We start from the raw sequence: 24,264 nt of genomic DNA, 5'->3' as shown, positions 1-24,264 counted from the left end.
TCAAACAAGCGATTGCAGAAATGGCCCAGGGATAAAGCGCGCCGACGCGCTTCCTCAAAAAGTGTGATGCCAGGACATCGTTTTTCGAGTGGAAAGCTGCCAGCTCACACGTGATTATGGGTGGCACATGGGCCACTTTTTTTGATTCCGCTGACACACCCGGCCACTGATCGCGCTTGCCCCGTCAGGCAGCGCTTCGGACCCAGTTACCACGCGCATTTGCGGCGGGCCTTACTCTACCGTAAGTCGCTTGCAGCGCCTTCTGTTTCTTGGGGCAAAGTCGCGAGCCCAGCACCGGGCGCAATCCACGGTCCGTTGACTGTTGTCATGACGTCACACTTCGACACCCGTGAGCTGGGCCGGCTGCGCATCCATTTTCAGCAGGTGGACGCGCAATCACCCCGGAGATGCGGCTTGAACCACACAACCGGTCGGATAATCCTGCGCCAGCCAGATACAACCTTGCGCGATTCCGCGCCGGACCGGGAGGAGGCCTGGGCCATCTCAGCCGAGTGGCGCGGCCCTCCTCGACATCCGATCACTGCACTTCCAGCGTAGTCACCGTCAGCGCACCCCCCACCTTCTCGGCAGTAAAGCGGATCTTGCTGCCGGCCTGCACCTTGGTGAGCATGACCGGATCCTGAACGCGGAAGACCATGGTCATCGGCTCCATGCCGAGATTGACCAGCGGGCCATGCTTGATGGTCAGCTTGCCGGCGGCGGTATCGATCTTCTTGACCTCGCCTTCAGACAGCGGTGCGGCCGCCGCAACAGCAGCCGGTGCAGGTGCAGCGTCATCCGCGGCGTTGGCAAATGGGGCACCGGCCAGCAGCGCGACCAGCATCAGGGCATGACGAAACAACATGTTGGGCTCCTTGTAAGCAAGAGAAAGAGAGCGATCAGGACTTGCCGGCACGTGCCTGCTGCACCTCGACAGCACCGCGCATGCCGGCTTCGAAATGCCCTGGCTGTAGGCAACCGAACTCGACCGTACCAGCCTGCGTGAAGCGCCAGACGATCTCGCCGGTCTGGCCGGGGTCCACAGTGACGGCGTTGGCGTCGGCATGCTCCATCTCGGGGTGTTTGCGCATCTGCTCGGCGTGGGCGATCAGGTCGGCCGGTGAGCCGAGCGTCATCTCGTGCCGCACGCGACCGCTGTTGATAGCCAGGAAGCGGATCGTCTCGCCACGTTGCACGGTGATCTGCGCGGGCGTAAAGCGCATGGCGTCGGCCATATCAACGCGCACGGTGCGCGTGACGCGCGTGGCGTCGCCCGGCTGGCCGATGGCGGCATCGCCATGGTCATGGCCCACGGCGTGATTGCCGGATGCGTGCGCAAAGGCCGCCATTGAGAGGAGCGCGGCCAGGAAGGTGGAACGGATCAGGTTGCGTTGCATCGGTGGTCTCGCATTCGATGTGGGTTCAGGCGTCGCTCATTCATCGATGCCGTTGCCGGTGTATTCGTAGGCGACGGTGCCCTTGGGGTGCTTGTACCAACCGGGATCGGCGTAGCTGTTGCGTGGCAGGTCGCGACGCACCTTCATGACGGTGAACATCCCGCCCATCTCGATGGCGCCGAACGGGCCCTGGCCGGTCATCATCGGCAGCGTGTTGTCGGGCAGCGGCATTTCCATCTCGCCCATGTCGGCCATGCCGGCCTCCCCCATGCCCATGTAGTCGGGCACCAAGTTGCGCATCTTGTTGGCGAGATCGTTCTGCTGCACGCCAATCATGGTCGGCACGTTGTGCCCCATGGCGTTCATCGTGTGGTGCGACTTGTGGCAATGGAAGGCCCAGTCGCCCGGGTTGTCGGCGATGAACTCGATGGCACGCATCTGGCCGACGGCAATGTCCGTCGTCACTTCCGGCCAGCGCGCACTGGGCTGCACCCAGCCGCCATCGGTGCCGGCCACCTCAAACGTGTGGCCATGCACATGCATCGGGTGGTTGGTCATCGTGAGGTTGCCCATGCGGATGCGCACGCGATCGCCCAGGCGCACGGGCAGCGGGTCGATGCCGGGAAAGACGCGGCTGTTCCACGTCCACATGTTGAAGTCGGTCATCTCGGCCACGCGCGGCGTGTACGAGCCGGGGTCGATGTCGTAGGCGGCGAGCAGGAAGACAAAATCGCGATCGACGCGGTGCTGCGCCGGGTCTTTCGGGTGCACGACAAGAAAGCCCATCATGCCCATCGCCATCTGCACCATCTCGTCGGAATGCGGGTGGTACATAAAGGTGCCGGACTTCTTCATCTCGAACTCGTAGACGAAGGTCTTGCCGGGCGGGATGTGCGGCTGCGAGAGCCCGCCCACGCCGTCCATGCCAGCCGGCAGGATCATGCCGTGCCAATGCACGGTGGTGTGCTCGGGTAGCTTGTTGGTGACGAAGATACGCACGCGGTCGCCTTCCACGCATTCGATGGTGGGGCCGGGGCTCTGGCCGTTGTAGCCCCACAGGTGGCCTGTCATGCCGGGGGCGAATTCGCGCTCGACAGGTTCGGCCACCAGGTGGAATTCCTTCCAGCCGCCGCGCATGCGCCACGGCAATGTCCAGCCGTTGAGCGTGACGACGGGGTTGTAAGGCCGGCCGTTGGGCGGCGCGAGCGGCGGTTGTGTAGTGGGCTTCGACTGCAGCGGCGCTTCGGGCAGCGTGGCAGCGCCGGCGCGCGAGACCATCGCCGCGCCCAGCATGGCCGCGCCCCCGCCACTAAGACTGCCGAGAAATTGACGTCGGGAAACCATGTTCAGTGTCCTTGGGATTGAGAGGAAGCGTCGGCCTCAGCCGGCGGCAGCTTGCCGCCCAGCGCCATCTGCAGATCGGTCTGCGCGATCCAGTAGCCGCGTAGTGCATCGATGTAGCCGTTCACGGCATTGACCTGCTCGCGTGCATCGGCCAGCAGCTCGAACACGCTCACGAGCATGCCGTTGTAGCGCAGCAGCATCTCGTCGGAGATGGTCTTGCGTACCGGCACGACCTCGTCGCGGTAGTGGCGCGTGAGGTCATACGCGGTCTGGTAACGCACGTACGACTCGCGCACTTCGGAGCGTGCTCGCACAGCCGTGTCGGCAAGCTGGTCGGCAGCCTGCATGTAGATCGCCTCCGAGCGCGCCACGCGGGCGCCGCCCCAGTCGAACAGCGGGATCTCGATGCCGATCTCGTAGCCGCGTTCTTGTTCACCGCCGCGCGACTCATTCGATTTGCTCGTTTTACTGTTATGCACGTAGCCGAAGTCCAGCACGTTGATAAAGCGCGTGGCTCTCGTCAGCCCCAGTGACGACGCAAGACCGTCGACTTGCAGCTTGCCGGCCTGGATGTCGAGCCGGTTGCGCAGCGCGTAGGCCTCGACCTGCTGGAGTTCGGGGCGCTCCTTCGGCAGGTCAGGCAGACGCTCCGGCAGCTTGAAGCCCGTGTCCGCACCCCACACGCCGAGCTGGCGGATGAGCGCTTCGCGTTCGGCTTGGGCTTGCTGGCGCGAGCGGGCGAGGTTGGCGGTGGCCTCTGCATAGAACGCCTGTTCGCGTGCGCGATCCAGCTTGCTGAAGTTGCCGGCAGCGGCCAGACGCTTAGCAAACTCGGCACCGGCTTCTGCCGCTTGCTGGACCTGCTCGGCGTACCGAGCAGACTGCTCCGCCGCCACGGCGTTGACGTACGCACGGCGCGTATCGGCCGCGACCTGCAGCATCTGGTTGGCAACCAGCAGCTTGGTCTGCTCGAAGTAGCGCCCTTCGATACGCGCGGCCATCGGCAGCGTCAGCAGGTTCAGGAATGACAGCGAGAACGTGCGCGAGATCGACAGTTCGTTGCCCGTGCGCGTGCGCTCAAATGTGAACCCCGGGTTCGGCAGGCGACTGGCCTGCACCATGGCCGCCTCCGAAATACCCAGCTCAGCATACGAAGCCTGCAGCCCGCGGTTGTTCAGGAGCGCGACCTGCACGGCGTTGTCCATCGTCAGCGGCTGGGCCAGCAGTTCGCGCGTGCGCTGGGCGGCGCTGTCGCGTGCTTCGGGTGCGCGCTGCCAAGTGGCGTCCCTGCCAAGCCGGTCGCGGGCGACCTCCGCAACGGTCTTGAAGCCGCTGTCCTGTGTGACGGTGGCGCAGCCGCCCAGCAGCAGCACAGTTGCCAGCGCGCCCAAGGCGAGGCGATGTGTGGAGTGATTCAACATGACTGCCTCCTCAGTGGTGGTGCATGCCGGGCATGGCGTTGCCGGCGGGCGTGGCTGGGGATGCAGAGGGCTTGCTCGCGGGCAGTGCATGCCCAGCGTGAGCGCCATGTACGTCGTGCCCGGAAGCAGCACTCGGTTTGGGGCTGACAGCCGCATTGGTCTCGCGCCACGGCGCGGGGCCAGCGTTGCGATAGGCGTGGTAGCCATCGAACGTGCGGGGTGCGGACACAGCAGGTACCGCTGCCTCCGCATTCAGTGGGTCAGGTGGAGCCGCAGCCGGCGCTGAAGCCGTACCCTGCGCCAATGCCCATGGCGACGCGAGCGCCGTCCATGCCAGCAGCGGCGCAGCGGCCATGAACCATCGTGTGAGAAACATGAGAAACCTCGATCAAGCGTAATGACGCACGGCTGCGCAGTCGTGCACGGTGCCGTGAAACCAAAGGCCAGATCCGTTCTATGGACGGACTCGTGGCGTCAAACGCGAATCGAGGGTGGGCGTTGCAGCGCTTCGGGAATGAAGCTGTGGAAGGCGGTGGGCAGCTCGCGCGGCGCAACGGCCGGCAGCTTGAGCAGCGGCACGCCAAGGCTGGCGGCCAGCGGGATGACCGAGCCGAGCGAACACGTCGCGCAGATCGGGCAGGTCTTGCAGTGCGATTGCGTGGGCGCTTTCGCGTCACCGTCGGCGGCCATCGCGGCTTCGTGTTCATGGCAGGCATCCGCCATGACCGCGCCGTCGTGGCCAGGCATTGCCATGGCAACAGTCGCTTCGTCCATTGTGCCGGCGCGCGCCATCATGGTCGTCGCGGCCATCCCCTGCAGAGGAAGCGCCAGGACAACCAGCCAGAGCAGCAGGCGGGTCAGCAAGCGATGCATGGAAGAAGAATGTCGACCAGAAAGGCGGCCAAGAAAGCCGGTAGTGTAGCGCGATGCCATCAATTTTTGCCCGGCGGTGGACAAGACAGCGCACAAAATGCCCCCGGCGCGGCACAATGGCACGCCTCTGCGTACCCATTTCTGCGCACCGCATTCCCCCATTTCTTCCAGCTTCAACGCCCCATGAATACGCAATCCCACCAGCTCAGCATGACCGTGCTGATGACGCCCGACATGGCCAATTTCTCCGGCAACGTGCACGGCGGCCATATCCTCAAGCTGCTCGATCAGGTGGCTTACGCGTGCGCCAGCCGCTACGCCGGGCGCTACGTCGTCACGCTGTCGGTCGATCAGGTCGTGTTTCGCCAGCCGATCCACGTGGGCGAACTGGTGACGTTCCTGGCGTCGGTCAACTACACCGGCCGCACGTCCATGGAGATTGGTATCAAGGTGGTGACGGAGAACATCCGCAACCAGGTCGTGCGCCATACCAATAGCTGCTACTTCACCATGGTGGCGGTGGACGATGACGGCAAGCCCGCCGACGTGCCGCCGCTCACGCCCGCCAACGCAGAAGAGAAGGAACGCTTTGAAGCGGCTCAGCAGCGTCGTGCGCTGCGCCAGGAAATGGAAGCGCGGCACAAGGCCATCAAGGCTGCGTACGGTACGCCGGGTACATCGGACACGGTCAGCTAAGACAACATCGGCGCCACGCCTGTCTGCCTACGCGGTCAGCAATACACTGCAAACCGCATGGCGCCGGGCACTCCCGCCGTTATCCACAGGCTTACCCACCGTTTCTGTGGATAAATCACTGCGGCCATTTCTTTGCGCAAATGCTGTCAGCCGTGTGCAAGCCCTGCTGACACAATGGCTTCGGTTGGCCGCGCCGCAATCGGTACCCCAAAACTGTCAAGCGATGACAGCGTCGCGTTGTGATGCCGCCGGATCCACTCACCGCTGGCGTGCGGTTTGTCATGCGTCGTATGCGCATCGGCCGCCAAGGTAATGGCATAACCCAGCGCGGCGGCCTGACGAATGGTGGTGTCCACGCAGAACTCGGTGGCGTATCCGCAGACAATCAGGTGCTCGACACCGAGGCCCGCAAGCAATGCCGCCAACCCTGTGCGTAGAAACGAGTTCGGTGTCGTCTTGCGCACCACAGGATCGGTGGGGAGCGCCGGCAAGGTCTCGACAAGGCTCCATGCGGGCGTGCCATAGGGCAGCTCATCGTCGGCCGTCTCGTGCTGCACGAAGATCACCGGCACATGTTCTTCACGCGCACGGGCAATCAGTTGATTGATGGCAGCCAGCACATGCTCGGCCTGTGCGGGCGGCGGCGTGAACAACCCGGTCTGCACGTCGATCACGATCAGGGCAGTCGTCATACGGTCCTATGTCTGTTGTTGGGAGAGTGGCTCCAGAAAGGCTAGCACCGCTTCATTGAACAACCCTGGGCGTTGCAGCGGCGCGAAATGGCTCACGCCCGGCAGCATTACAAACCGCGCCCCAGGAATCGTCTGCGCCAGATACTGTGCGTGCTCGGGCTTGATGAATTCGTCGTGCGCGCTCTGCGCAATGGTCACGGGCACACGAATCGCGGCCAGTTCATCCGCCGTGGCGTTCGGCTGCGTCTGCATCATCTTGGTGACAGCGGCAACGAACGCGTCGAAGTCGCCAGGGGTGGCGGACAGCGCGGCGTAGTCCTGCCGGTGGCGGCTGAAGCAGCGGTCAATCGTCGGCGTCGGTTGGAAAAGCTTGGCGCCGCTCGGGTCCATATTGCAGCCGAAGAAGAACACGCCAGCCACGCGCTCAGGCGCTTGCATGGCGAGCGTGAGTGCAACGCAGGCGCCATCGCTCCAGCCGACGAACGCGGCGCGTTCCACGCCCAATGCGTCCATGACGGCGCACATGTCCGCAGCCATGCACTCGTACGTGTAGGGCCGTGCATCGCGCGTGCTGCGACCGTGCCCACGGCTGTCGATAAGAATCACGCGATAGCCTGCAGCCACCAACGCCGGCACTTGGTGCCCCCAGTTACCGCCGTGGCCGAGCCCACCGTGCAGCAGGATCACTGGCGCGCCGGCACCAAACGTCGCGTACCAAACGCTTGCGCCGTCACGCTCCACGTGGCCTTGCTCTGCTGCTGCCGGCAAAGGCGCCGCACCTTGCGCGGCAAACCGCGTGAGGTCGTCGTCGGCGATGTCCACATCAACCTCCCTGTCAGGTGTCGTACCCCAGTGCCGAAAACTGCTGCTTGAACCACCAGTAGAACCCCGCCGACGAGCGCCCAGCCGAGCGGGGTGAGGCGCTTGCGCGCTGCGCGTCGTGCCAGGCCAGCTTATCGCTGCCAATCAGCAAGCCCAGGCCAAAGACCAGACAACCCGCCAGCAACACCATGACCCTGAGCGAGTAGCGCACTGTGGTGGCAGCCGCCTGTGCCTGACGCAGCGGGCCAAGGATGAAGAAGAACCAGGCGATCCCGGCGCCTATCGCGAGCATGGGGAGGCCATTCTCACCACGCAAGTTGTGTTAAGCGCCTTAACATTAGCGGCCGTCTTCGATGCGCACCCCCAGTTCGCTGAGGACCTCACGCGCGCATCGGAATGCCTCAATGGCCGCAGGCGCTCCGGCATAGATAGCGCTGTGCAGCAGCACTTCGCGAATCTCCACGGCCGTTGCGCCGTTGTTGATGGCACCACGCACGTGGCCTTTGAGCTCGGTGCCGCGGCCCAGCGCGGCGAGCATGGCGCACGTGCATAGGCTGCGGGTCTTGAGGTCGATGCCTTCACGCTGCCATGTGCTGCCCCAGGCGTGCTCGTTGAGCCAGTCCTGCAGCGGCGCGGAGAAAGCATCGAGCCCGCTCATCGCGCGCTCCACAAACGCATCGCCCATTACCTGTGCGCGGCGTGCGCGCCCGGCTTCCTTGTCCTGTTCTGCCACGATCCCTCCTCCGTTCTGAAAACCCGTTGCAGGCCGATCAGGCTGGCTTGACCAACAGCATCATCAACGCGGTACCGAGCAGTACCGTGCAGAACGCCAACCGCAAACGCAACGGCGAAAACCTGTGCGCGAGCGTCACACCCCATGACACGCTGACAATGCCACCCACCGCCAGCGGAATGCCCGTGCCCCAGCTCACATGCCCCGCGTGGGCATACGTCGCCAGCGCGATCAGCGTGCCCGGCACCACCAGTGCCAGCGCCATCCCTTGTGCGCGTGTCTGCGGCATGCCGAAGAAGGTCACCAGTGCCGGCACAACCACCAGTCCGCCGCCCACGGTAAAGATGCCCGACATCGCTCCGCTGGCGATGCCCATCAGCGGCATGGCCGCGGCCGGCATGGCGCGTGGCGCAGCGTGCTCAGCATCCTCGGCCGCGTCCGACTTGTCTTTGAGCTGCGAAGCAAAGTACACCGCCAGTGCGATCAGGAACACGGCAAACGCGGTATGCAGATGGTGCGCATCCAGCCCCGCTGCAAAGCGCGCTGCCATATACGTTGCCGCCATGGAGAACACGCAGATCAACGCCACGGAACGCAAATGCACCGGATGCCGTTGGTGATACCGCAGAAAGCCGACCAGCACGTTGGGCGCAATCATCACCAGCGCGGTGCCCTGCGCCAGATGCTGGTCCATACCGTACAGATAGCCGAGTACGGGAATGGCGATCAGCCCGCCGCCAATGCCCAGCAGCCCGCCCGCCACGCCCAGGCCCATACCGAGCAACAGGTTGAACAGGCCAGAGAGAATCGCGTGGGACGTCATGCGCGCAAAGAAAAATGAGGAGAGAAAGCAAACGCGGCGATGCGCCATGCTGAACATGGCGCATCGCCGACAGTGCAAGCCGCAAATTGTAGCGCTGGCCGTCTAGGCGATGTGCGCCGCAAAGCCCGATTGATCGGGTGCCACTTCCGCACGCAGCGTGAGCGCCGGGATCTCATACTCCCCCGCGTTCTGCCGGCGGAACGGAATCGGCTCGGCAGTGAACAACGTATCGAGCCGCTCGCCGAGCGCCTGGGTGGTCTGCGCAAACCGCGCATCGTCCATGCGACCGGCGCGGAACGTCACGAACGGCGGCACTACATCAAAGCCTGGGTAGTACAGGATGCCGTGCTGGATCGGGAACAGGATGTCGTCGATCGGGCCGTTGATGCCGCGCGGGCTGTAGTGCGACTCCCAGCCGCCCGCGGTGACGATCAGCATGGCTCGCTTGCCGGCCAGTGTGCCTTCGCCGTAGCGGTCGCCCCAGTGGGTGTCGGAGTGCTCGCCCACGCCATAGGCAAAGCTGTAGGCATAGACGCGCTCGACCCAGCCCTTGAGGATGGCCGGCATCGAGAACCACCACATCGGAAACTGCAGGATCACGGCGTCGGCCCAGCGCAACTTGGCCTGCTCAGCGGCAATGTCGGCGGTCTGAAAGCCGTTCTGGAAAGCGTGCTTCGAATCGAGCGACGCATCAAAGTGCGGGCCAATCGGCGCGACCGTGCTGTCACCGGCATCGCGCTGGGGCTTCCACTGCATGGCGTACAGGTCTGACACCTGCACGGTATGGCCGGCCGCTTCCAGATGCCGGACGGCAAAGTTCTTGAGGGCGCCGTTGAGCGATCTGGGTTCTGGGTGGGCGTAGACGATCAGGACATTCATGGCAGCAACTCCAATCTGAGAAGGCTCAAGAATGGTGGCCGCCGAGGTATATTGGAAATGAATAATCCATATTCCAGGCATAGCCATGAATAATCTCAGACGGCTGGACCTCAACCTGCTGGTCACGCTGGACGTGCTGCTGACCGAGCACAACGTCACGCGCGCGGCAGAACGGCTGAATTTTTCGCAGCCCTCCGTGAGCGTGCATCTGGCCAAGCTGCGCGACATCTTTGGAGACCCGTTGCTGCTGCCCGGCCCGCGCGGCATGCGCCCGACCGCGCGCGCTGAGGCACTGCGCGAGCCGCTGCGGCAAGCCTTGGAAGCGCTGGAACAGGCCGTCGCACCCGCCAGCCCGTTTGATCCGACGCAGGCCAACAACACCTGGCGCGTGGCCGCCACAGACTACGGTGAATCGACCATCGTGCTGCCGTCGCTCACCGCCCTGCGTGGCGCCGCGCCAGGCACGCGGCTGGCGATTCTCGAACTGGTGCCACCGCGCATTGAAAAGCAGGCAGAACAGGGGGAGATTGATCTCGCCTTCCACACCACGGATGGCGCTCCACCCGGCCTGCGCCGTCGCACCTTGTTCACCGAGCGTTATGTATTGGTCGGCCGTGCGGGGCATCCGCGCCTCAAGCGCAAGCCGACATTGGCGCAGTTCTGCGCGCTGGACCATGTGATCGTGTCGCCGGATGGCGGAGGCTTCTTCGGCGTGACGGACGAAGCGCTCAAGGCCGCGGGTGCCACGCGCCGCGTGGTGCTGTCGGTACCGCACTTCCTGTTTGTGATGACGGCGGTGGCAAGCACCGATATGGTGGCAATGCTGCCCGAGCGGCTCGTGCGCGGTGCCAGCGCACTACAGGTGGTCGAGCCGCCGGTGGAAGTGCCTGGGTATGAGATGTCGATGCTGTGGCACGAGCGGGCGCATCGAGACCCGGCGCATCAGTGGCTGCGGGAAACCGTGTCGAGGGCGGTGTAACCCGCCCCGGGGGCCGATCCGAGGGGCATTACAGCCCGGCCTTGGGCGCCGTCAGAATCAAGCGCAGCCCAAGCGCGGCAATCGCAACGGCGGCCACACGGTCTACCCAGGCCTTGGCGCGCAGATACATCTCGCGCGGCACGCGACTCGAAAAGCACAGCGCGACAATCGTGTACCAGCCGAACTCAACCAGGAACACCAGCGGCGGCAATACGAAATAGCACCACACCGGCGGATGCTGCGGCAGCAGCGCGGCAAAGATACTGCCGTACCAGATCGCCGTCTTGGGGTTGCTCATCTGCGTGGTGATACCCGTCCAGAACGACTTGCGCGCGCTGCCGGCCTGCGGTGCAACGCGCTCGTCCATGGCGATGGGATGCTTGGCGCCGCACCAGATCTTCCACGCAACATAAGTCAGGTAAGCGCCGCCGGCCATCTTCAGGCCGATGTAGAGCCACTCGACGGCTTGCAGCAGCGTGTAGAGCCCGGCCAGCGCCAGACCGCCGAAGAAGAGCGCACCCGCGCCCATCCCCAGCGCAGTGGCCAGGCCATCGCGGCGCGACAAGCCAATGGCGTTGCGCGCCACCAGCACAAAGCTCGGCCCCGGGATCATCGCCCCAAGCAGCAATGCAACGAGAATGGCGAATACAGCAGCAGATGCGGTCATCGGGATCTCCTGGTTGGTTATGTGCAACTTGGGGTGCCGAATTGTCGCACGCCGCTAGCGCGCCCGCTGGCGCCGGGGACGCGTCTCCGGAGTGCCGGCCGGCGCGATTGCGCCCGATGCGGCCGCCCGCACGATCCGCAGAAACGTCGGGCATTCCATGTGGCTCGGCGCGGGGCACACCGCCGCGTGCCGCAGGCCGTCGCGCATGGCGGTGAGCCGGCGGATCGTCCGGTCCAGCTCATCGGCCTTGGCGGCAAGCATCTGCCGTTCGACCTGCAACTGCCCGCCGGGCGCGAACATGTGGGCAATCTCATCGAGCGAAAAGCCCGCCGCTCGGCCCAGCGCAATCAACGCCAACCGCTCCAGCACGTCGGCGTGGAACTGGCGACGCAACCCGCGTCGGCCGGTCGAGACAATCAGCCCTTTCTCTTCGTAATACCGCAGCGTTGATGCGGGCACACCCGCGTGCTGCGTCACTTCGGCAATGTCCAGCGTGCTCACCCCTTGACCTCAAGTCGACTTGAACTTGCACAGTGTAGTCCTCGCGCCTGGATGGCGCGCACAGGACCGCAATCATGAAGACCACGCCCTCAAACGACGGCGCGCAAGCCGCCCTCTGGAACGGCCACGCCGGGCACGCCTGGGTTGCCACCCAGACAGCGCTCGACCAGATATTCCAGCCTCTTGAAGACCGGCTTGTTGAAGCGGTGAGTGCCCAGCGGGCGCAGCACGTGCTCGACGTCGGCTGCGGCACCGGCAGCACGACACTCGCCGTCACGCGCCAGCTTGGCGACAACGGTAGCTGCCTCGGTATCGACATTTCCGCGCCGATGCTGCAGACCGCCCGTGAGCGCGCACAGCACGAAACAACACCCACGCGCTTCATTCGTGCCGACGCACAGACCTATGCCTTCGAACCCGCCGCCTTCGACATGATCGTCTCGCGCCTGGGCGTGATGTTCTTCGACGATCCGGTCGCGGCGTTCACCAACCTGCGCAGTGCTGCACGCGACGGCGCGGCGCTCTGTTTCATCGCGTGGCGTGGCCCTGCCGACAACCCGTTCATGACCGCTGCGGAACGCGCGGCGGCGCCGCTGATGCCGAACCTGCCGCCGCGCAAACCCGGCGCGCCTGGGCAGTTCGCCTTTGCGGACCGCAGCCGGATGACCTGCACCCTGGCCGCCAGCGGCTGGACCGACATCGACATCCAGCCCGTCGACTTTGCATGCACCCTGCCCGAGCGGGATTTGGTGCCCTACCTCAGCCGGCTCGGCCCCGTCGGGCTGGCGCTGCAAGAGGCGGACTCGCAAACGCGCGTGCGCGTGATCGATGCAATGCGCACGGCGTTCGAGCCCTATGTGCACGGCACAGAAGTCCGCTTCACCGCTGCGTGCTGGATCGCCCGCGCATGCGCCGCGCGCGTGGAGTCGGCACATGACTGAGACCACACGCACACTGCTCTGCGCGCTGCTGATCGGCGCAGGCGCCACGGTCGTCATGGACATCTGGGCCATCGTCCGGCAACGGCTGCTTGGCGTGCCGCCGTTGGACTACGGCTTGGTCGGGCGTTGGCTTGGCCATCTGGTCCGGGGGCGCGTCCGGCACCATCCCATTGGTGGTTCAACGCCCATTGCTGGCGAACGCGTGATCGGCTGGACTGCCCACTACGTGATCGGCATCGCTTTCGCGGCCATGCTGTTGGCAGGGTGGGGGCTCGACTGGGCGTGTCATCCGACGATCAGCCCGGCGCTGATCGTCGGCATTGGCAGCGTGGTGGCGCCTTTCTTCGTCATGCAGCCCGCCATGGGTGCCGGCATTGCGGCCAGCCGCACGCCGCGCCCTGCGGTGGCGCGGCTGCACAGCGTGGTGACACACGCGGTGTTCGGTCTGGGCCTGTACGTGACCGCCCTGGTGGTGAGCGTAGGGCGGCACGTCTGCTGACTCATTACCGCAACAGGCCTACTTGCACTGCGTCTTGTTGATCGAAATGCTACTCAGGTCACCCGCCGCATAGAGCGCCGGCACATTCGGGTCACCCGCGCCCGTCATGGCAGCGTTCAAATTGGCCAGCGCCAGCAGGTGACCCGCTTCACCGCTGGAGAAGCTTTGCTGCGCCGACTTGGACGCGCCGTACATGCCATTGCACAGCAGGGCCTTGCGGAAGATTTGCAGCACCGCAACGCGTGCGAAGTAGGTTTCGCGCCGCTCCGCCGCGTTGGCAGGTGCGTGGTTGATCTTGGCGTAGTTGTTGACGCATTGCGTACCAAGAATCGGGTACGCATCCTTGATGCCCTCACACGACGCGACGGTCGCGGGCGGGTCAGCCAATGCGGCCGTCGATGCCAGCGAAACGATCAGGGACACCACCGCCAGCAGCGCGATGCGGACGATCAACAGGTTCGAGCGGGTGTTCATTGCAGGTTCTCCTCAGTCGGTTAAGCAGATGGACGCGCAGCGGCGCGAGACTGCGCTGCGTGGACTGAAGATACGTGTGGGTCGCGTGGCGGCGGAATGCGCCAGACGTCATGGCGGCGGCCAGAGGAAAGATGGCACGGGCCGGGCCGCCGAGCTCCGTGCTGCCCTACCGCAAGTCACACCGCATGCACAGCGCCGAGGAGCGCTCCGCATTGCGGAAGACCATCGACGCGCGCACTTCCGTCGGCACCTTCTCCGCCGGAAACAGCGAGAAACCCCAGCGTGCGAAGTACGAAGGTGCAGTCGTCGAGAGGAGATACGCTTCGCGCGCGCCTGTGCCGCGTGCGCGCAGGAGCAGCGTTTCGATCAGCCGGCTGGCGATGCCGCGGTCCCGGTAGATGGGGTCGACCGCCACCGAGCGGACCACGATGGAGCGGCCGCCCTGCTCTCCCGCCACGCAGCCGATGATGCGGCCCATGTCGAGGGCCACGTGAAAGGCGTCGATGCTGCCCTGGGTATCTTCTGCGGGCAGTCCGCAGCGTCTGAGGAGCGCGGCGACATCGCTCCAATCGTCGAGCGAAGCCTGGCGCAGATGAATGTCGTCGGTCTGCATGTGGACGTGGTCTCCGGGAGCGCGCATCGCCTGCGATGCAATGTCTGCGGCGCGCTTCTATCGTCATGCGGCAACTGTCGCCGCTCCCTTCATCAAGCCTTTTAGGGTGTGAGGCCACCGTCAAATAGGTGAGCGCCCAGACTAGCATCCGGACTTGGTCAGCATAAAGAAACCCGTGCGCTGCCTAAGGAAATGGGGCGAAGAAAAACACCAGTCTGGCGCACTCACATCACACGCCCCCGCACCACGCAAACGAATTCCTATTCGGTTTGCGCCCACGCCCGGAGAATGGCGCCGCAGGCAATCCGGGCATTCCCGTCCGCCGTCATCCCCAGCTGAAAGGCGCCTGCGGATTCACCATATGATTCGCGGCGCTGGTTGATGCGCGAAATCTATGAATCCACGCACGGCGTCAATGCTCTGTTTCGCGTAAGGGCGCGGTGCGTCGGTTTCCGACAACGCTCTCGGGCATTCCCCGCGCATTTGCGCAATCTATGTTTGCCGCCGGCACGACGCCCCGGTAGAGTTTCCGGCTAATGGGCATGCGCCCAGAGGTTTGGCAAAACCGGAGTGATCCGGCGACGCAAAGCTATAGGGGCTTCCAAACGGTGAACCGCCTGGAAGTCAGCCAGTTGCCCGCTGACCCGCAATGGCGGCGGGCCAATTGACGGATGCAGACGACTGCACCGTCAGGAGGCATATCATGAAAAAGACAGTCACGGGGGGGCTCGCGCCCGCATTGGCCACGCATATCGTGGTTCGTTCGGTGGCATGTTCGGTGGCACGCTCAGCACGTATGGTCGGGTCGGCCATCGCCTTTGCGGCATGCGCGCTGGCAGGTGCATCGCACGCCAGGGCCGAAGGCCTGCTGGTACCGGCCTACATCTACCCATCCGGCGGCGGCGCCACCCAGTGGAACACGCTCGCCACCACGGCGCAGTCGGTACCAACCACCGTCATCCTCAACCCCAACAGCGGCCCGGGCACCACGCAAGACCCGAACTACGTTGCCGCAGTGGCAAAGGTACACGCCGCGGGCGGCAAGGTGATCGGCTACGTGTCGACTTCGTACGCAAAGCGGACCTTGTCGGCCGTGGTGCAGGACATCCACACCTATCTGGCGCTGTACCAGGTCGACGGCTTCTTCATCGACGAGATGACCGCCGACAGCGTGACCGCCCACGTGCAGTTCTACCAATCGGTCTACAACTACATCAAGGGCCTGTCGCCCGCCTACACCGTCACGGGCAACCCGGGCACCAACGTGCCGGAAATCTACGCCAGCCTGCCGGTGGCAGACCAGATCGTCACGTTCGAGGACAGCGCGCGCAATTACACCAAGTACGCGCCGCTGGCCTGGCAGGCCAACTACCCGGCCAGCCGCTTCGCGCATATCGTGTACGCCGCATCAGCCACACAAATGCAGACCTTCATGCGCGGCGCGTCTGCCAAGGGCGCGGGCAGTGTGTATTTCACGTCCAAGACGCTGCCGAACCCGTACGGCGCACTGCCGAGCTATTGGAGCCAGGAAGTCTCCGCAGCAACCCCCGCCAAGTGATCCTGGCAGGTTGACGCGCTCGGCAGCCATGCTGGGCGCGTTCGGGTTGACCGCCACCTGGCGTGCGCTTTGACGGCCAGCGCGCAGGAGGTGGCAGCCCCCGCGCTGTCACAGGCCGTGACAGGCGAGGATAAGTCGGTCGCGGCGCATGCTATATATGTAGGCCACTCCGAATCCACGCCCTTCGCTGCCCACCGGTGGCGTTGAGACAACAACAAGGAACCCTCCATGGCCGTCACTTCCAACAAGCTGCCCCATTGGACGATCGCCGCCCCGCTGCTCGCGTGGGTGGTGCTGGTGGCCGGCACGCTCATGACACCTCCCGGCTGGTTGATCGCACTGATGGGGCTGGCGCTGGCCGGCGCCGTCTTTGCCGCCGTGCACCATGCCGAGGTGGTCGCGCACAAGGTGGGCGAACCGTTCGGCACGCTGGTGCTGGCCATTGCCGTGACCGTGATCGAGGTGGCGCTGATCGTGTCGGTCATGTTGTCATCCGGGCCTGAGAAGGCCGGGCTGGCGCGCGATACGGTATTCGCGGCGGTCATGATAATCTGTAACGGCATCGTCGGCCTGTGCCTGTTCGTGGGCGGCCTGCGGCACCGCGAGCAGGCCTTTCAGGCGCCGGGCGCCAACGCCGCGCTGGCCGTGCTGGCCGCGCTGGTCACGTTGACCATGGTGCTGCCCAACTACACCAGCTCCACACCCGGCCCGATCCTCACCTCCTCGCAACTCGGCTTTGCCGGGGTGACATCACTGGTGCTGTACGGCTGCTTCGTGATCGTGCAGACCATCCGCCACCGCGACTACTTTCTCGCTGACAGTTCCGACGAAGACGTGCACGCCCCACCCCCGCCGACCCGCGTGGCCGTGGCCAGCGCCGTACTGCTGATGGTGTCCCTGGTGGCGGTGGTGGGCTTGGCCAAGGTGCTGTCCCCCTTCGTGGAAGCAGCCATTCTGAACGCGGGCGCACCGGCGGCAACGGTGGGGATCGTCATTGCCGCGCTGGTGCTGCTGCCCGAGGGGCTGGCCGCCGCACGCGCCGCCAACGCCGACCGCATCCAGACCAGCCTGAACCTCGCGCTGGGCTCAGCACTGGCCAGCATCGGGTTGACCATCCCCACGGTGGCCGCCGTGTTCATCTGGATCGGCCGGCCGCTGGAACTGGGCCTGGGGCCCAAGGAGATGGTCTTGCTGTTCCTGACGCTGATCGTGTCAGCGCTCACGCTGGGCAAGGGCCGCACCACGATCCTGCAAGGCGTGGTTCACCTCGCGATCTTTGCGGCCTATCTGTTCCTCTCGATCGTGCCCTGACGGCGGCACGATCACCACTTACGCAGGCAACGTCAGCGTTGCCTGCAAGCCCCCTCCCTGACGGTTGGCGAGCACCAGACGCCCGCCCAAGGCCTGCGCCAGTTGCTGCGCAATCGCCAAGCCAAGCCCCGTACCGCCCGTCCCCCGATTGCGCGATGTCTCCAGCCGGTAGAACGGCTGCATCACACGCTCCAGCTCCGCCTCGGGAATGCCGGGGCCCCGGTCCAGCACGGCAATGGCAAGATCGCCGCCCGGCTCGCGCGACACCGTGACCTCCGCGTCGCCGCCAAACTTGATGGCGTTATCGATGAGGTTGGTCAGGATGCGCCGTAGTGCCTGCGGTCGGGTTTCAACGGGCGCCCCAACCCTGCCTTGCACCACGATGGGCGAGCCGCCGTCCCGATAGTCGTAGCTCAGGCTGTCGAGCAGCGCGTCGATATCCACGCGTGCGGGTGCCTCTGCACTGCCGTGCAGCGTGCGTGCGTAGGTCACGCCTTCACGCACGAGGTGCTCCATCGCGCGCAGATCCTGCACCAGCCGTTCCTGCGTTTCAGAAGGGTCCATCAGATCCAGCCGCAAGCGCATGCGGGTGATCGGCGTCTGCAGGTCATGCGAGATCGCCGCCAGGATCTGCACACGCTCGGCCAGATAGCCGGCAATGCGCTGCTGCATGGCGTTGAAGGCCGCCGCTGCGTGCGCCACCTCCACCGGACCGTGTTCTGGAATCGCTTCGCTCTTGAGATCGGGGCCGAGGCTTTCTGCAGCGGTGGCCAGTTGCTTGAGCGGGCGGGTGACCAGGCGCACGGCCAGCCACGCGCATCCGCCCAGCAACACGAGCTGCACACCCAGCAGCACCGGCAGCCAGGTCGACAGACCCATGGGATTCGGATGCACGTCGATCGTGAGCGGACTGCCATCGGTGAGTGTCAGGTGCACCTGGTACTGATTGCCGCCACCGGGCACTGCGTTGGCGGTGACGTTGTACCGGCCCTCCAGCGCGCGATCGATGGTGGCCACCGCCTCGCGGGACAAGGCGTCGCGCGGCGGCGTATCGCTGCGGATGCCGGCATCGAGCTCGTAGCGGTACGTGCGCCGGCTCAGTCGGTCTGCCCAAAGCTCGCGCTTGGTTGCGGGCAGCATGTCGAGCATAGCGACGGAACTGGCGACGTCGGTTTCCAGGTTGCCGAGCATCAGCCGGTCAGCCGCATCGGAGCGCTCATGCAAGACAAGGCTGAAGGCCAGCCCCTGCGCCAGTGCCAACCCCACCAGCAGGATGACCATCAGGCGCGCAAACAAGGTGCGCGGCCAGAGGTGCAAGGTGCGCAAGACTGTCATGCGCGCTCCTCGCGAATCTCCACCACCGAGGCGAACACGTATCCGCCATTGCGCACGGTCTTGATGTACTTGGGCTCGCGCGCGTCGTCGCCCAGGCGTTGCCGCAAGCGGCTCACCATCAGGTCGATGGAGCGCTCGAACAGCTCGGCATCGCGGCCTTGTGTGAGGTTGAGCAACTGGTCACGGCTGAGCACCCGCTGGGGGTGGTCGAGAAACACTCGCAGCAGCTTGTATTCCGCACCACTCAGGGCGACGACCACGTCCTGCGCGTCCAGCAGGTGCCGCGCCGTGGTATCGAGCCGCCAGTCGCCAAAGGCCAGCAGGGTAGCTGCCTCGGTGATCTGCAGGTTGGGCGGCAGCATGCGCGTGCGGCGCAGCACAGAGCGCACGCGGGCCAGCAGTTCACGTGCGGCAAACGGCTTCACAAGGTAGTCGTCAGCCCCCATCTCCAGGCCGAGAATGCGGTCGGCCTCTTCGTTGCGGGCGGTCAGCATGAGAATGGGCAGGTTCTTGCGCGGGCCGGCACGCAGGTCGCGGCACAGGGCCAGGCCGTCTTCACCGGGCAGCATGAGGTCGAGCACGATGAGGTCGACCGAGCCCTTGTCGAGTGCGGCACGCATTTCGCGTCCATTGGCGGCCAGCGTCACGCGCATCTCATTGCGCTCAAGGTAGGTGCCCACCAGCTCGCGGATCTCGCGGTCGTCGTCAACGATGAGGATGTGGTCGGGCTGGCTCATGGTTTGCGCTCGATGGGGGTGGGAAGCTGGGTCGGCAACGTGGTGGCGTGCCGGCGCCGGTCGGACTTGGTCAGCCGCCTGCCAACAATATTGGCCGGCCCGGGTGCCACCCAGCGGCAAACGCCCGCACCACCCAGTTCACAGGTCAATGCGGAGAACGTCATGGTGGCAAGCAGCAGCAGATCCTTCATGGCAGGCATCCTTTCAGCAGGCGCACCGTAGCACCGACGGCAGGCGATGGACGCATTGTGCGGCGGTTTGCACGGCCTTTTGTATCGCTCTGTATCTGGCGGGCTCTTGAACAAGAAACATTGCACTTGCGCGGGCCGGCAGAAACCGCCGCGATACGTGTGGGGCATTCAATGCAGTCATCGGATCAACCAACCAGGAGACGCCCGATGATTGACCTCATTCTTGCCGCGCTGGCCGGCGTATTGACGATTGCATCGCCGTGTGTGCTGCCGGTGCTGCCCATGGTGCTGAGTGCGTCCAGCGACGAGTCCAGTGCGCTGCGCCCGGTGGCAATTGCGTTGGGCTTCGTGCTCGCGTTTTCTGCGCTGGGCGTGGCATTTGGCGCGCTCTCCAGCTCGCTTGCCTGGGCGCAGGACGCCATCCGCACCCTGGCGATTGTGATCCTGCTGCTGTCGGGGCTGGCCCGCCTGTGGCCCAGCGCGTTCGAGCGGCTCGTGGCGCCGCTGGGCGGCATCATCGATCGCTTTGCGGGGGTGGCATCCCGCACTGGCACTGGCTTGGCGGGCGGGTTCGTACTGGGCATGACGCTGGGCGTGGTCTGGACGCCGTGTGCCGGCCCCACACTGGCCGCCATCCTGGCGCTGGTGGCCAAGGCGCAGGACCTGGGCCGCGCCGGGGTGCTGCTTGCGCTGTTCTCTGCAGGCGCCGCGATTCCGTTGCTCACCATCGCCTATGGCGGCCGCTATGTCACCGCGCAGGTCCGCAAGGTGTCGCGGTATGCACAGCGCCTGCAGCAGGTGTTTGGCGCGGCGGTCGTCGTCACGGCCATTGCAATGCTGTTCCAGGTCGACACGCTGGTGGTGGCGCGGCTGAGTACGGTGCTTCCGTCGATTCACCTGGGGGTGTGATGGGTGCGCCCTGTCTGCGTTCGACTCGGGCGCTACACCACCGGCTGCATCTCCTGCAGCAGCGTCGGCACCAGTTCCGACACAGTCGGGTGGATATGCATGGCACGGCTGATGGTCGTGTACGGCGCCTTGGCGTACATCACATCAAGCAGCGCGTGCACGACCTCATCCCCCGTCACGCCCAGGATCGCCGCGCCGAGAATCTCGTGACTCTGCGCATCGACCACCGCCCGCATAAAGCCTTGGCTCTCGCCTTTCTCCACCGCACGCCCAACGCGCGTCATGGGGCGGTTGCCGACCAGCAGCTTGCGGCCCGATTGCTTGGCCTCCGTCAACGTCATGCCAACGCGGCCAAGCGGCGGATCGATGTACATGGCGTACGCCTGAATGCGGTCTGACACCTTGCGCGGGTCACCATCGAGCAGGTTGGCCGCGACGATCTCGTAGTCGTTGTAAGACGTATGCGTGAACGCGCCGCGCCCGTTGCAATCGCCCAGGGCCCAGATGCCGGAGACGTTGGTGCGCAGTTGCTCGTCGACACGGATGTACCCGCGCGCATCGGTCTCAACACCGGCCTTGTCCAGGCCCAGATCATCGGTATTGGGCACACGCCCCACGGCCAGCAGCAGGTGCGAGCCCAACACGTCTCGCGCGCCGCCCGCGCAATCCAGCCCGACCACCACGTTGCCGGCTTCGCTGCGCACGCTCAGGCAGTTGGCGGCCACCTGCACGTCGATGCCCTCGGCTTCCAGAATCTCACGCACCGCCTGCGATACATCTTCGTCTTCACGGGCGATCAGGCGTGGGCCTTTCTCCACGATCGTCACGCGTGCGCCGAAGCGCCGATACATCTGGCCGAACTCCAACCCCACGTAACTGCCGCCGATTACGATCAGGTGCTCGGGCAGGAAGTCCACGTCCATCATGGTGGCGTTGGTGAGGTACGGCACCTGGTCCAACCCCGGCATCGCGGGAACCAGCGCGCGCCCGCCAACGTTGATGAAGATGCGCTCGGCCTCCAGCAGAGCATTGCCGACACGCACGGTCTGCGCACTTTCAAAGCGTGCATGACCTTCGAAGACTGTGCAGTGCTCAAGTCCGCGGACCCACTGTTCCACGCCCTGGCTGGAGCGCCCGGAAATCTCGTCCTTGCGTGCCTTCACGCGTGCCATGTCGACATTGACCGGCCCATCGATCATCACGCCGTACTCGGCAGCCCGCTGCGCAAGACGCGCGGCGTAAGCGCTGGCCACCAGTGTCTTGGTAGGAATGCAGCCCGTGTTGACGCACGTGCCGCCAAACCGCCCGCGCTCGATGATGGCAACCTGCATGCCGGCGCCGGACAACCGCGCGGCCAGCGCCGGGCCAGCTTGCCCGGTACCGATGATGATGGCGTCGAAACGTTGCGTCATGGCGGTCTCCTTCGTGGCGGCATCGATTGCCACGGTATGGTAGACCGCGCAGGCGTCAACGGCGACCCGGCGTCAGAGATGTGTCTTGGGAATGGGCACCGTCAGCCAGAACGGCTGATTGAAGGCAGGAAAATCTGGGCACCCGGGAGTGCGCACGCCCCCTGGTGGACATCACATCAGTGGTGATGGTGATGCTTGCCGCGGCGGCGGCGGCCGTGGTCGTCATGGTCGGCGTACGAATTGCGCTGCACGTTGCCACCCAGTGCCGCGCCCGCACCGCCACCCAGGCCCGCGCCGACGATGCCGCCCGTGCGGCCGCCCATGGCGTTGCCCGCAGCAGCACCCACGCCGCCGCCCAGTGCGCCACCAACGATGGCGCCCTTGCGCTCGCGGCCGTTGGCCGTCAGTGCACCGCCGGCACCGCCGCCAATCGCACCGCCAATCACCGAACCCGTCTGGCCGCCAAGCGCGCCGCCCACGGCAGCGCCACCTGCGCCGCCCAATGCGCCACCGAGCGCATTGCGCAAATCATCGGCCGCTGCCGGCAAGGCCGTCAGACCGGCGAGTGCGGCAACGATCAACGTTGGGGCAATCTTCTTCCACATGCTGGGTTCTCCTTGTTTGCACATGCTCAAATGCAGGATGCGCCACACCCCCGTTGGCAGGCCGCACCTGGATCAATCGATTCGCGGCGCAGAATACCGGGCGTGCGACGGCCCGGGTTATACATTCCCGTCACACCAGTAACAAAATGTACGCAACCGTTGCGTTGGTAAGTTGACCGACAGAATCAGGAGATACCTCCCCCATGCCGACTTATGTCGCCTTCCTGCGGGCCGTGAATGTTGGCGGTACCGGCAAGCTGCCCATGGCCGACCTTCGCGCCATGTGCGAATCCGTTGGCCTGACCAACGTGCGCACCTATATTGCAAGCGGCAATGTGGTCTTTCAGAGCCGGCTTTCTGAAGCCTCGGTCAAGGCCAAGCTGGAGCGCTGCCTGGAGGACTACGCCGGCAAGCCCGTGGGTGTGCTCGTGCGCACGGGTGCGGAATTGGCCGCGGTGCTGGAGGGCAATCCGTTCAAGGCCCAGGCCGCCAATCGGACAGTCGCCATCTTTCTGGATGGCCCCCCGCCCGCCGATACGCTGGTCGCCATGAGCGGCCGGCAGGAAGAGGAAGTCGCCCTTGGCGCACGTGAGATCTACGTGCACTACGGCGACGGCATGGCGCACTCCAAGCTGAAGATTCCCGCCGCCAAGACGGGCACCGCGCGCAATATGAATACGGTTGCCACGCTGGTTGCGTGGGCGGCGCAATAGATCAGGAAGCCGAGCGATCCGCGCGCGGCATGTCGACCGCGGCAAACAGTGCAACCACCTCAGCAATGCGGCGGGAGCCCGTCTTCGCCAGGATCGCCTTGATCTGGCTGCGTACGGTGCTGATCCGCACGCCGCTTCTCTCGGCATGCTCGCCAGGCGTCAAGCCTTCGATCATCGCCGCCAGCGTTGCCATCTCTGCATGCGTCAGATCGTAGGGCCGATGCGCAGAACGTGGCCACGTCGATCGGTAGAAGGGGCATCGCAACAGAACCATGGCCATCGGCTGGGGGCGCATGACATCGGCTGCGAGGTGCGGCTGCAAGGGCACGACGTGCATCTCGATGGCGACCCGACCGTCCTCGTCTGTCATGTACAGCGGCACAGGATCGACCTTCGGCACGCTATCGCAGGCCGCTCTCACCCGTCGCACCAGTAGCGTTGCCAGCGCCGCAACAGTGCAGCCCAGGCGGTTCCCCCTCACAAGCAGCCCTGTCGACTGGTTCAATAGGGCCTCAGCGGCAAGGTTGGCGTAGTGGATGCTCATGCCCTCGTCCACGATCACCACGCCGCGTGGCAACGCAGCGAGCGCCCCGCTCGACAGCGCTGCACTGTCTTGCCCGCGCGTAGCCACGTCCTTCACGCGAAATACGTTCGGCAAATGGTGCAGAACCCGCTGGAGTTCACGCACGGTGTGCTGCTCATACGGCCGGTGGCCGACCGGACGATGCACCGCCAGAATCAGGCGCCGATTGCCGTCGAACAGCGTGCCGCCGCATGAGTATCGGAGCCCCTCTGGGAGGTAAAAATCCTGGTAGTACTCGCTGCGCGCCACGACGTTGCTCGACACGTAGCGGTGCATGGGGTACATCCTGCCGGCCGGCTGGCGCAGCAACACCCCGCGCGCGAGATCAAGGCTGTGATAGTGCTTCGCGTAGTCGTCCGCCCAGCTGGTGCTGTAGCCAACGAAGCGGTACTCGAGAAAGCCTTCCGTGACCGCGTCATGCACGAAACAGTTGGCGGCGCGCGCATCGGCCAAGTGCCGCAATGCTTCCAGCGCAGTACTCCACGCCTTCGGATCGACTGCGGCGGAATACAGCGCCGCAATGACGTTGTCGGCCGAACGTTCGGATGCCATGCTG

General features: G+C 65.1%; 30 protein-coding genes and 1 riboswitch. Of the genes, 8 read left to right on the top strand and 22 right to left on the bottom strand.

Annotated elements, in window-relative coordinates; translation table 11 throughout:
• Window positions 1–538: 538 nt before the first annotated feature.
• The 6 genes from JHD73_RS01575 to JHD73_RS01550 form a co-directional block, all read right to left on the bottom strand.
• Window positions 539–862 carry a copper-binding protein gene (locus tag JHD73_RS01575; protein WP_199027024.1) on the bottom strand — a complete coding sequence of 108 codons (324 nt, stop codon included), beginning with the start codon at window positions 860–862 and terminating at the stop codon, window positions 539–541.
• Window positions 863–899: 37 nt separating this feature from the next.
• Window positions 900–1,397, bottom strand: coding sequence for a plastocyanin/azurin family copper-binding protein (locus tag JHD73_RS01570; protein WP_199027016.1), 498 nt, complete (start codon window positions 1,395–1,397; stop codon window positions 900–902).
• A gap of 36 nt (window positions 1,398–1,433) precedes the next feature.
• The gene (locus JHD73_RS01565) at window positions 1,434–2,741 is read right to left on the bottom strand and encodes a multicopper oxidase family protein (protein ID WP_199027014.1); all 1,308 of its coding nucleotides are present in this window, start codon (window positions 2,739–2,741) and stop codon (window positions 1,434–1,436) included.
• 2 nt (window positions 2,742–2,743) lie between these two features.
• A complete protein-coding gene (locus tag JHD73_RS01560; protein ID WP_199027012.1) occupies window positions 2,744–4,162 on the bottom strand; it encodes a TolC family protein in 1,419 nt (472 codons plus the stop codon).
• 10 nt (window positions 4,163–4,172) lie between these two features.
• Window positions 4,173–4,538: a hypothetical protein gene (locus tag JHD73_RS01555; protein WP_199027010.1), complete on the bottom strand. Its 366-nt coding sequence runs from the start codon at window positions 4,536–4,538 to the stop codon at window positions 4,173–4,175.
• Window positions 4,539–4,636: 98 nt separating this feature from the next.
• Window positions 4,637–5,035 (bottom strand): DUF2946 family protein, encoded by a 399-nt coding sequence (locus tag JHD73_RS01550; protein WP_199027009.1) that lies wholly within the window; start codon window positions 5,033–5,035, stop codon window positions 4,637–4,639.
• A 183-nt stretch (window positions 5,036–5,218) separates the two neighbouring features.
• Between JHD73_RS01550 and JHD73_RS01545 the strand changes: the two genes are divergently transcribed.
• Entirely contained in the window at window positions 5,219–5,731 is a 513-nt protein-coding gene (locus JHD73_RS01545; protein ID WP_021193017.1) for an acyl-CoA thioesterase, read from the top strand.
• A 146-nt stretch (window positions 5,732–5,877) separates the two neighbouring features.
• On the opposite strand, the gene JHD73_RS01540 is transcribed toward JHD73_RS01545, so the two are convergent.
• The 6 genes from JHD73_RS01540 to JHD73_RS01515 form a co-directional block, all read right to left on the bottom strand.
• A complete protein-coding gene (locus tag JHD73_RS01540; protein WP_199027007.1) occupies window positions 5,878–6,423 on the bottom strand; it encodes a cysteine hydrolase family protein in 546 nt (181 codons plus the stop codon).
• A 6-nt stretch (window positions 6,424–6,429) separates the two neighbouring features.
• Complete coding sequence (locus tag JHD73_RS01535; protein WP_199027005.1) at window positions 6,430–7,245, bottom strand: alpha/beta fold hydrolase; 816 nt, start codon at window positions 7,243–7,245, stop codon at window positions 6,430–6,432.
• A 13-nt stretch (window positions 7,246–7,258) separates the two neighbouring features.
• A complete protein-coding gene (locus JHD73_RS01530; RefSeq protein ID WP_199027025.1) occupies window positions 7,259–7,537 on the bottom strand; it encodes a hypothetical protein in 279 nt (92 codons plus the stop codon).
• A gap of 45 nt (window positions 7,538–7,582) precedes the next feature.
• Entirely contained in the window at window positions 7,583–7,978 is a 396-nt protein-coding gene (locus tag JHD73_RS01525) for a carboxymuconolactone decarboxylase family protein (protein ID WP_199027003.1), read from the bottom strand.
• Between the two features lie 37 nt (window positions 7,979–8,015).
• On the bottom strand, window positions 8,016–8,801 hold the full coding sequence (locus tag JHD73_RS01520) for a sulfite exporter TauE/SafE family protein (RefSeq protein WP_199027000.1): 786 nt from the start codon (window positions 8,799–8,801) through the stop codon (window positions 8,016–8,018).
• A gap of 102 nt (window positions 8,802–8,903) precedes the next feature.
• Complete coding sequence (locus JHD73_RS01515) at window positions 8,904–9,680, bottom strand: NAD(P)H-dependent oxidoreductase (protein WP_199026998.1); 777 nt, start codon at window positions 9,678–9,680, stop codon at window positions 8,904–8,906.
• 85 nt (window positions 9,681–9,765) lie between these two features.
• On the opposite strand from JHD73_RS01515, the gene JHD73_RS01510 reads away from it, so the two are divergent.
• Window positions 9,766–10,659 (top strand): LysR family transcriptional regulator, encoded by an 894-nt coding sequence (locus tag JHD73_RS01510; RefSeq protein WP_199026996.1) that lies wholly within the window; start codon window positions 9,766–9,768, stop codon window positions 10,657–10,659.
• A gap of 28 nt (window positions 10,660–10,687) precedes the next feature.
• Here JHD73_RS01510 and JHD73_RS01505 read toward each other — a convergent pair whose 3' ends face one another.
• The gene (locus tag JHD73_RS01505; protein ID WP_199026994.1) at window positions 10,688–11,326 is read right to left on the bottom strand and encodes a LysE family translocator; all 639 of its coding nucleotides are present in this window, start codon (window positions 11,324–11,326) and stop codon (window positions 10,688–10,690) included.
• Between the two features lie 54 nt (window positions 11,327–11,380).
• Window positions 11,381–11,827, bottom strand: a complete 447-nt coding sequence (locus JHD73_RS01500) for a helix-turn-helix domain-containing protein (protein WP_199026992.1) — start codon at window positions 11,825–11,827, stop codon at window positions 11,381–11,383.
• A gap of 74 nt (window positions 11,828–11,901) precedes the next feature.
• Here JHD73_RS01500 and JHD73_RS01495 point away from each other — a divergent pair, with 74 nt between their 5' ends.
• Together JHD73_RS01495 and JHD73_RS01490 are read left to right on the top strand one after the other, a co-directional pair.
• On the top strand, window positions 11,902–12,768 hold the full coding sequence (locus tag JHD73_RS01495) for a class I SAM-dependent methyltransferase (protein ID WP_199026990.1): 867 nt from the start codon (window positions 11,902–11,904) through the stop codon (window positions 12,766–12,768).
• Window positions 12,761–13,267 carry a DUF2938 domain-containing protein gene (locus JHD73_RS01490; RefSeq protein ID WP_199026988.1) on the top strand — a complete coding sequence of 169 codons (507 nt, stop codon included), beginning with the start codon at window positions 12,761–12,763 and terminating at the stop codon, window positions 13,265–13,267. The genes JHD73_RS01495 and JHD73_RS01490 overlap by 8 nt, the downstream gene beginning before the upstream one ends.
• 18 nt (window positions 13,268–13,285) lie before the next feature.
• Here the strand turns inward: JHD73_RS01490 and JHD73_RS01485 are convergent, their stop codons facing one another.
• Together JHD73_RS01485 and JHD73_RS01480 are read right to left on the bottom strand one after the other, a co-directional pair.
• Window positions 13,286–13,741: a hypothetical protein gene (locus JHD73_RS01485; RefSeq protein WP_199026986.1), complete on the bottom strand. Its 456-nt coding sequence runs from the start codon at window positions 13,739–13,741 to the stop codon at window positions 13,286–13,288.
• 166 nt (window positions 13,742–13,907) lie between these two features.
• Window positions 13,908–14,354 carry a GNAT family N-acetyltransferase gene (locus JHD73_RS01480; protein WP_199027023.1) on the bottom strand — a complete coding sequence of 149 codons (447 nt, stop codon included), beginning with the start codon at window positions 14,352–14,354 and terminating at the stop codon, window positions 13,908–13,910.
• Window positions 14,355–14,902: 548 nt separating this feature from the next.
• A riboswitch (cyclic di-GMP riboswitch) is annotated at window positions 14,903–14,994 on the top strand.
• 63 nt (window positions 14,995–15,057) lie between these two features.
• Between JHD73_RS01480 and JHD73_RS01475 the strand changes: the two genes are divergently transcribed.
• Both JHD73_RS01475 and JHD73_RS01470 read left to right on the top strand, forming a co-directional pair.
• Window positions 15,058–15,912, top strand: a complete 855-nt coding sequence (locus JHD73_RS01475; protein ID WP_199026984.1) for a spherulation-specific family 4 protein — start codon at window positions 15,058–15,060, stop codon at window positions 15,910–15,912.
• A 228-nt stretch (window positions 15,913–16,140) separates the two neighbouring features.
• A complete protein-coding gene (locus JHD73_RS01470) occupies window positions 16,141–17,223 on the top strand; it encodes a calcium:proton antiporter (protein ID WP_199026982.1) in 1,083 nt (360 codons plus the stop codon).
• Between the two features lie 18 nt (window positions 17,224–17,241).
• Here the strand turns inward: JHD73_RS01470 and JHD73_RS01465 are convergent, their stop codons facing one another.
• Genes JHD73_RS01465 through JHD73_RS01455 form a run of 3 tightly spaced genes read right to left on the bottom strand, consistent with a single transcriptional unit; the run spans window position 17,242 to window position 19,486 of the window.
• A complete protein-coding gene (locus JHD73_RS01465; protein WP_199026980.1) occupies window positions 17,242–18,558 on the bottom strand; it encodes a HAMP domain-containing sensor histidine kinase in 1,317 nt (438 codons plus the stop codon).
• Window positions 18,555–19,295, bottom strand: a complete 741-nt coding sequence (locus JHD73_RS01460; RefSeq protein WP_199026978.1) for a response regulator — start codon at window positions 19,293–19,295, stop codon at window positions 18,555–18,557. Before JHD73_RS01460 ends, JHD73_RS01465 begins: the two co-directional genes overlap by 4 nt.
• A complete protein-coding gene (locus JHD73_RS01455; protein ID WP_199026975.1) occupies window positions 19,292–19,486 on the bottom strand; it encodes a hypothetical protein in 195 nt (64 codons plus the stop codon). The genes JHD73_RS01460 and JHD73_RS01455 overlap by 4 nt, the downstream gene beginning before the upstream one ends.
• A 207-nt stretch (window positions 19,487–19,693) precedes the next feature.
• On the opposite strand from JHD73_RS01455, the gene JHD73_RS01450 reads away from it, so the two are divergent.
• Window positions 19,694–20,395: a cytochrome c biogenesis CcdA family protein gene (locus JHD73_RS01450; protein ID WP_199026973.1), complete on the top strand. Its 702-nt coding sequence runs from the start codon at window positions 19,694–19,696 to the stop codon at window positions 20,393–20,395.
• Between the two features lie 32 nt (window positions 20,396–20,427).
• On the opposite strand, the gene JHD73_RS01445 is transcribed toward JHD73_RS01450, so the two are convergent.
• Window positions 20,428–21,807: an FAD-containing oxidoreductase gene (locus JHD73_RS01445; RefSeq protein ID WP_199026971.1), complete on the bottom strand. Its 1,380-nt coding sequence runs from the start codon at window positions 21,805–21,807 to the stop codon at window positions 20,428–20,430.
• Window positions 21,808–21,983: 176 nt separating this feature from the next.
• The gene (locus tag JHD73_RS01440; RefSeq protein ID WP_199026967.1) at window positions 21,984–22,412 is read right to left on the bottom strand and encodes a hypothetical protein; all 429 of its coding nucleotides are present in this window, start codon (window positions 22,410–22,412) and stop codon (window positions 21,984–21,986) included.
• Window positions 22,413–22,615: 203 nt separating this feature from the next.
• Here JHD73_RS01440 and JHD73_RS01435 point away from each other — a divergent pair, with 203 nt between their 5' ends.
• Complete coding sequence (locus JHD73_RS01435) at window positions 22,616–23,125, top strand: DUF1697 domain-containing protein (RefSeq protein WP_199026964.1); 510 nt, start codon at window positions 22,616–22,618, stop codon at window positions 23,123–23,125.
• Between the two features lies 1 nt (window position 23,126).
• Here JHD73_RS01435 and JHD73_RS01430 read toward each other — a convergent pair whose 3' ends face one another.
• A complete protein-coding gene (locus tag JHD73_RS01430; protein ID WP_199026961.1) occupies window positions 23,127–24,260 on the bottom strand; it encodes a helix-turn-helix transcriptional regulator in 1,134 nt (377 codons plus the stop codon).
• Window positions 24,261–24,264 lie beyond the last annotated feature (4 nt).

It is taken from the genome of Ralstonia sp. ASV6, assembly GCF_016429285.1.
GTDB lineage: Bacteria > Pseudomonadota > Gammaproteobacteria > Burkholderiales > Burkholderiaceae > Ralstonia > Ralstonia flaminis.
The sequence above is the reverse complement of the archived record's forward strand: the minus strand, read 5'-3'. Positions and strand labels throughout refer to the sequence as shown.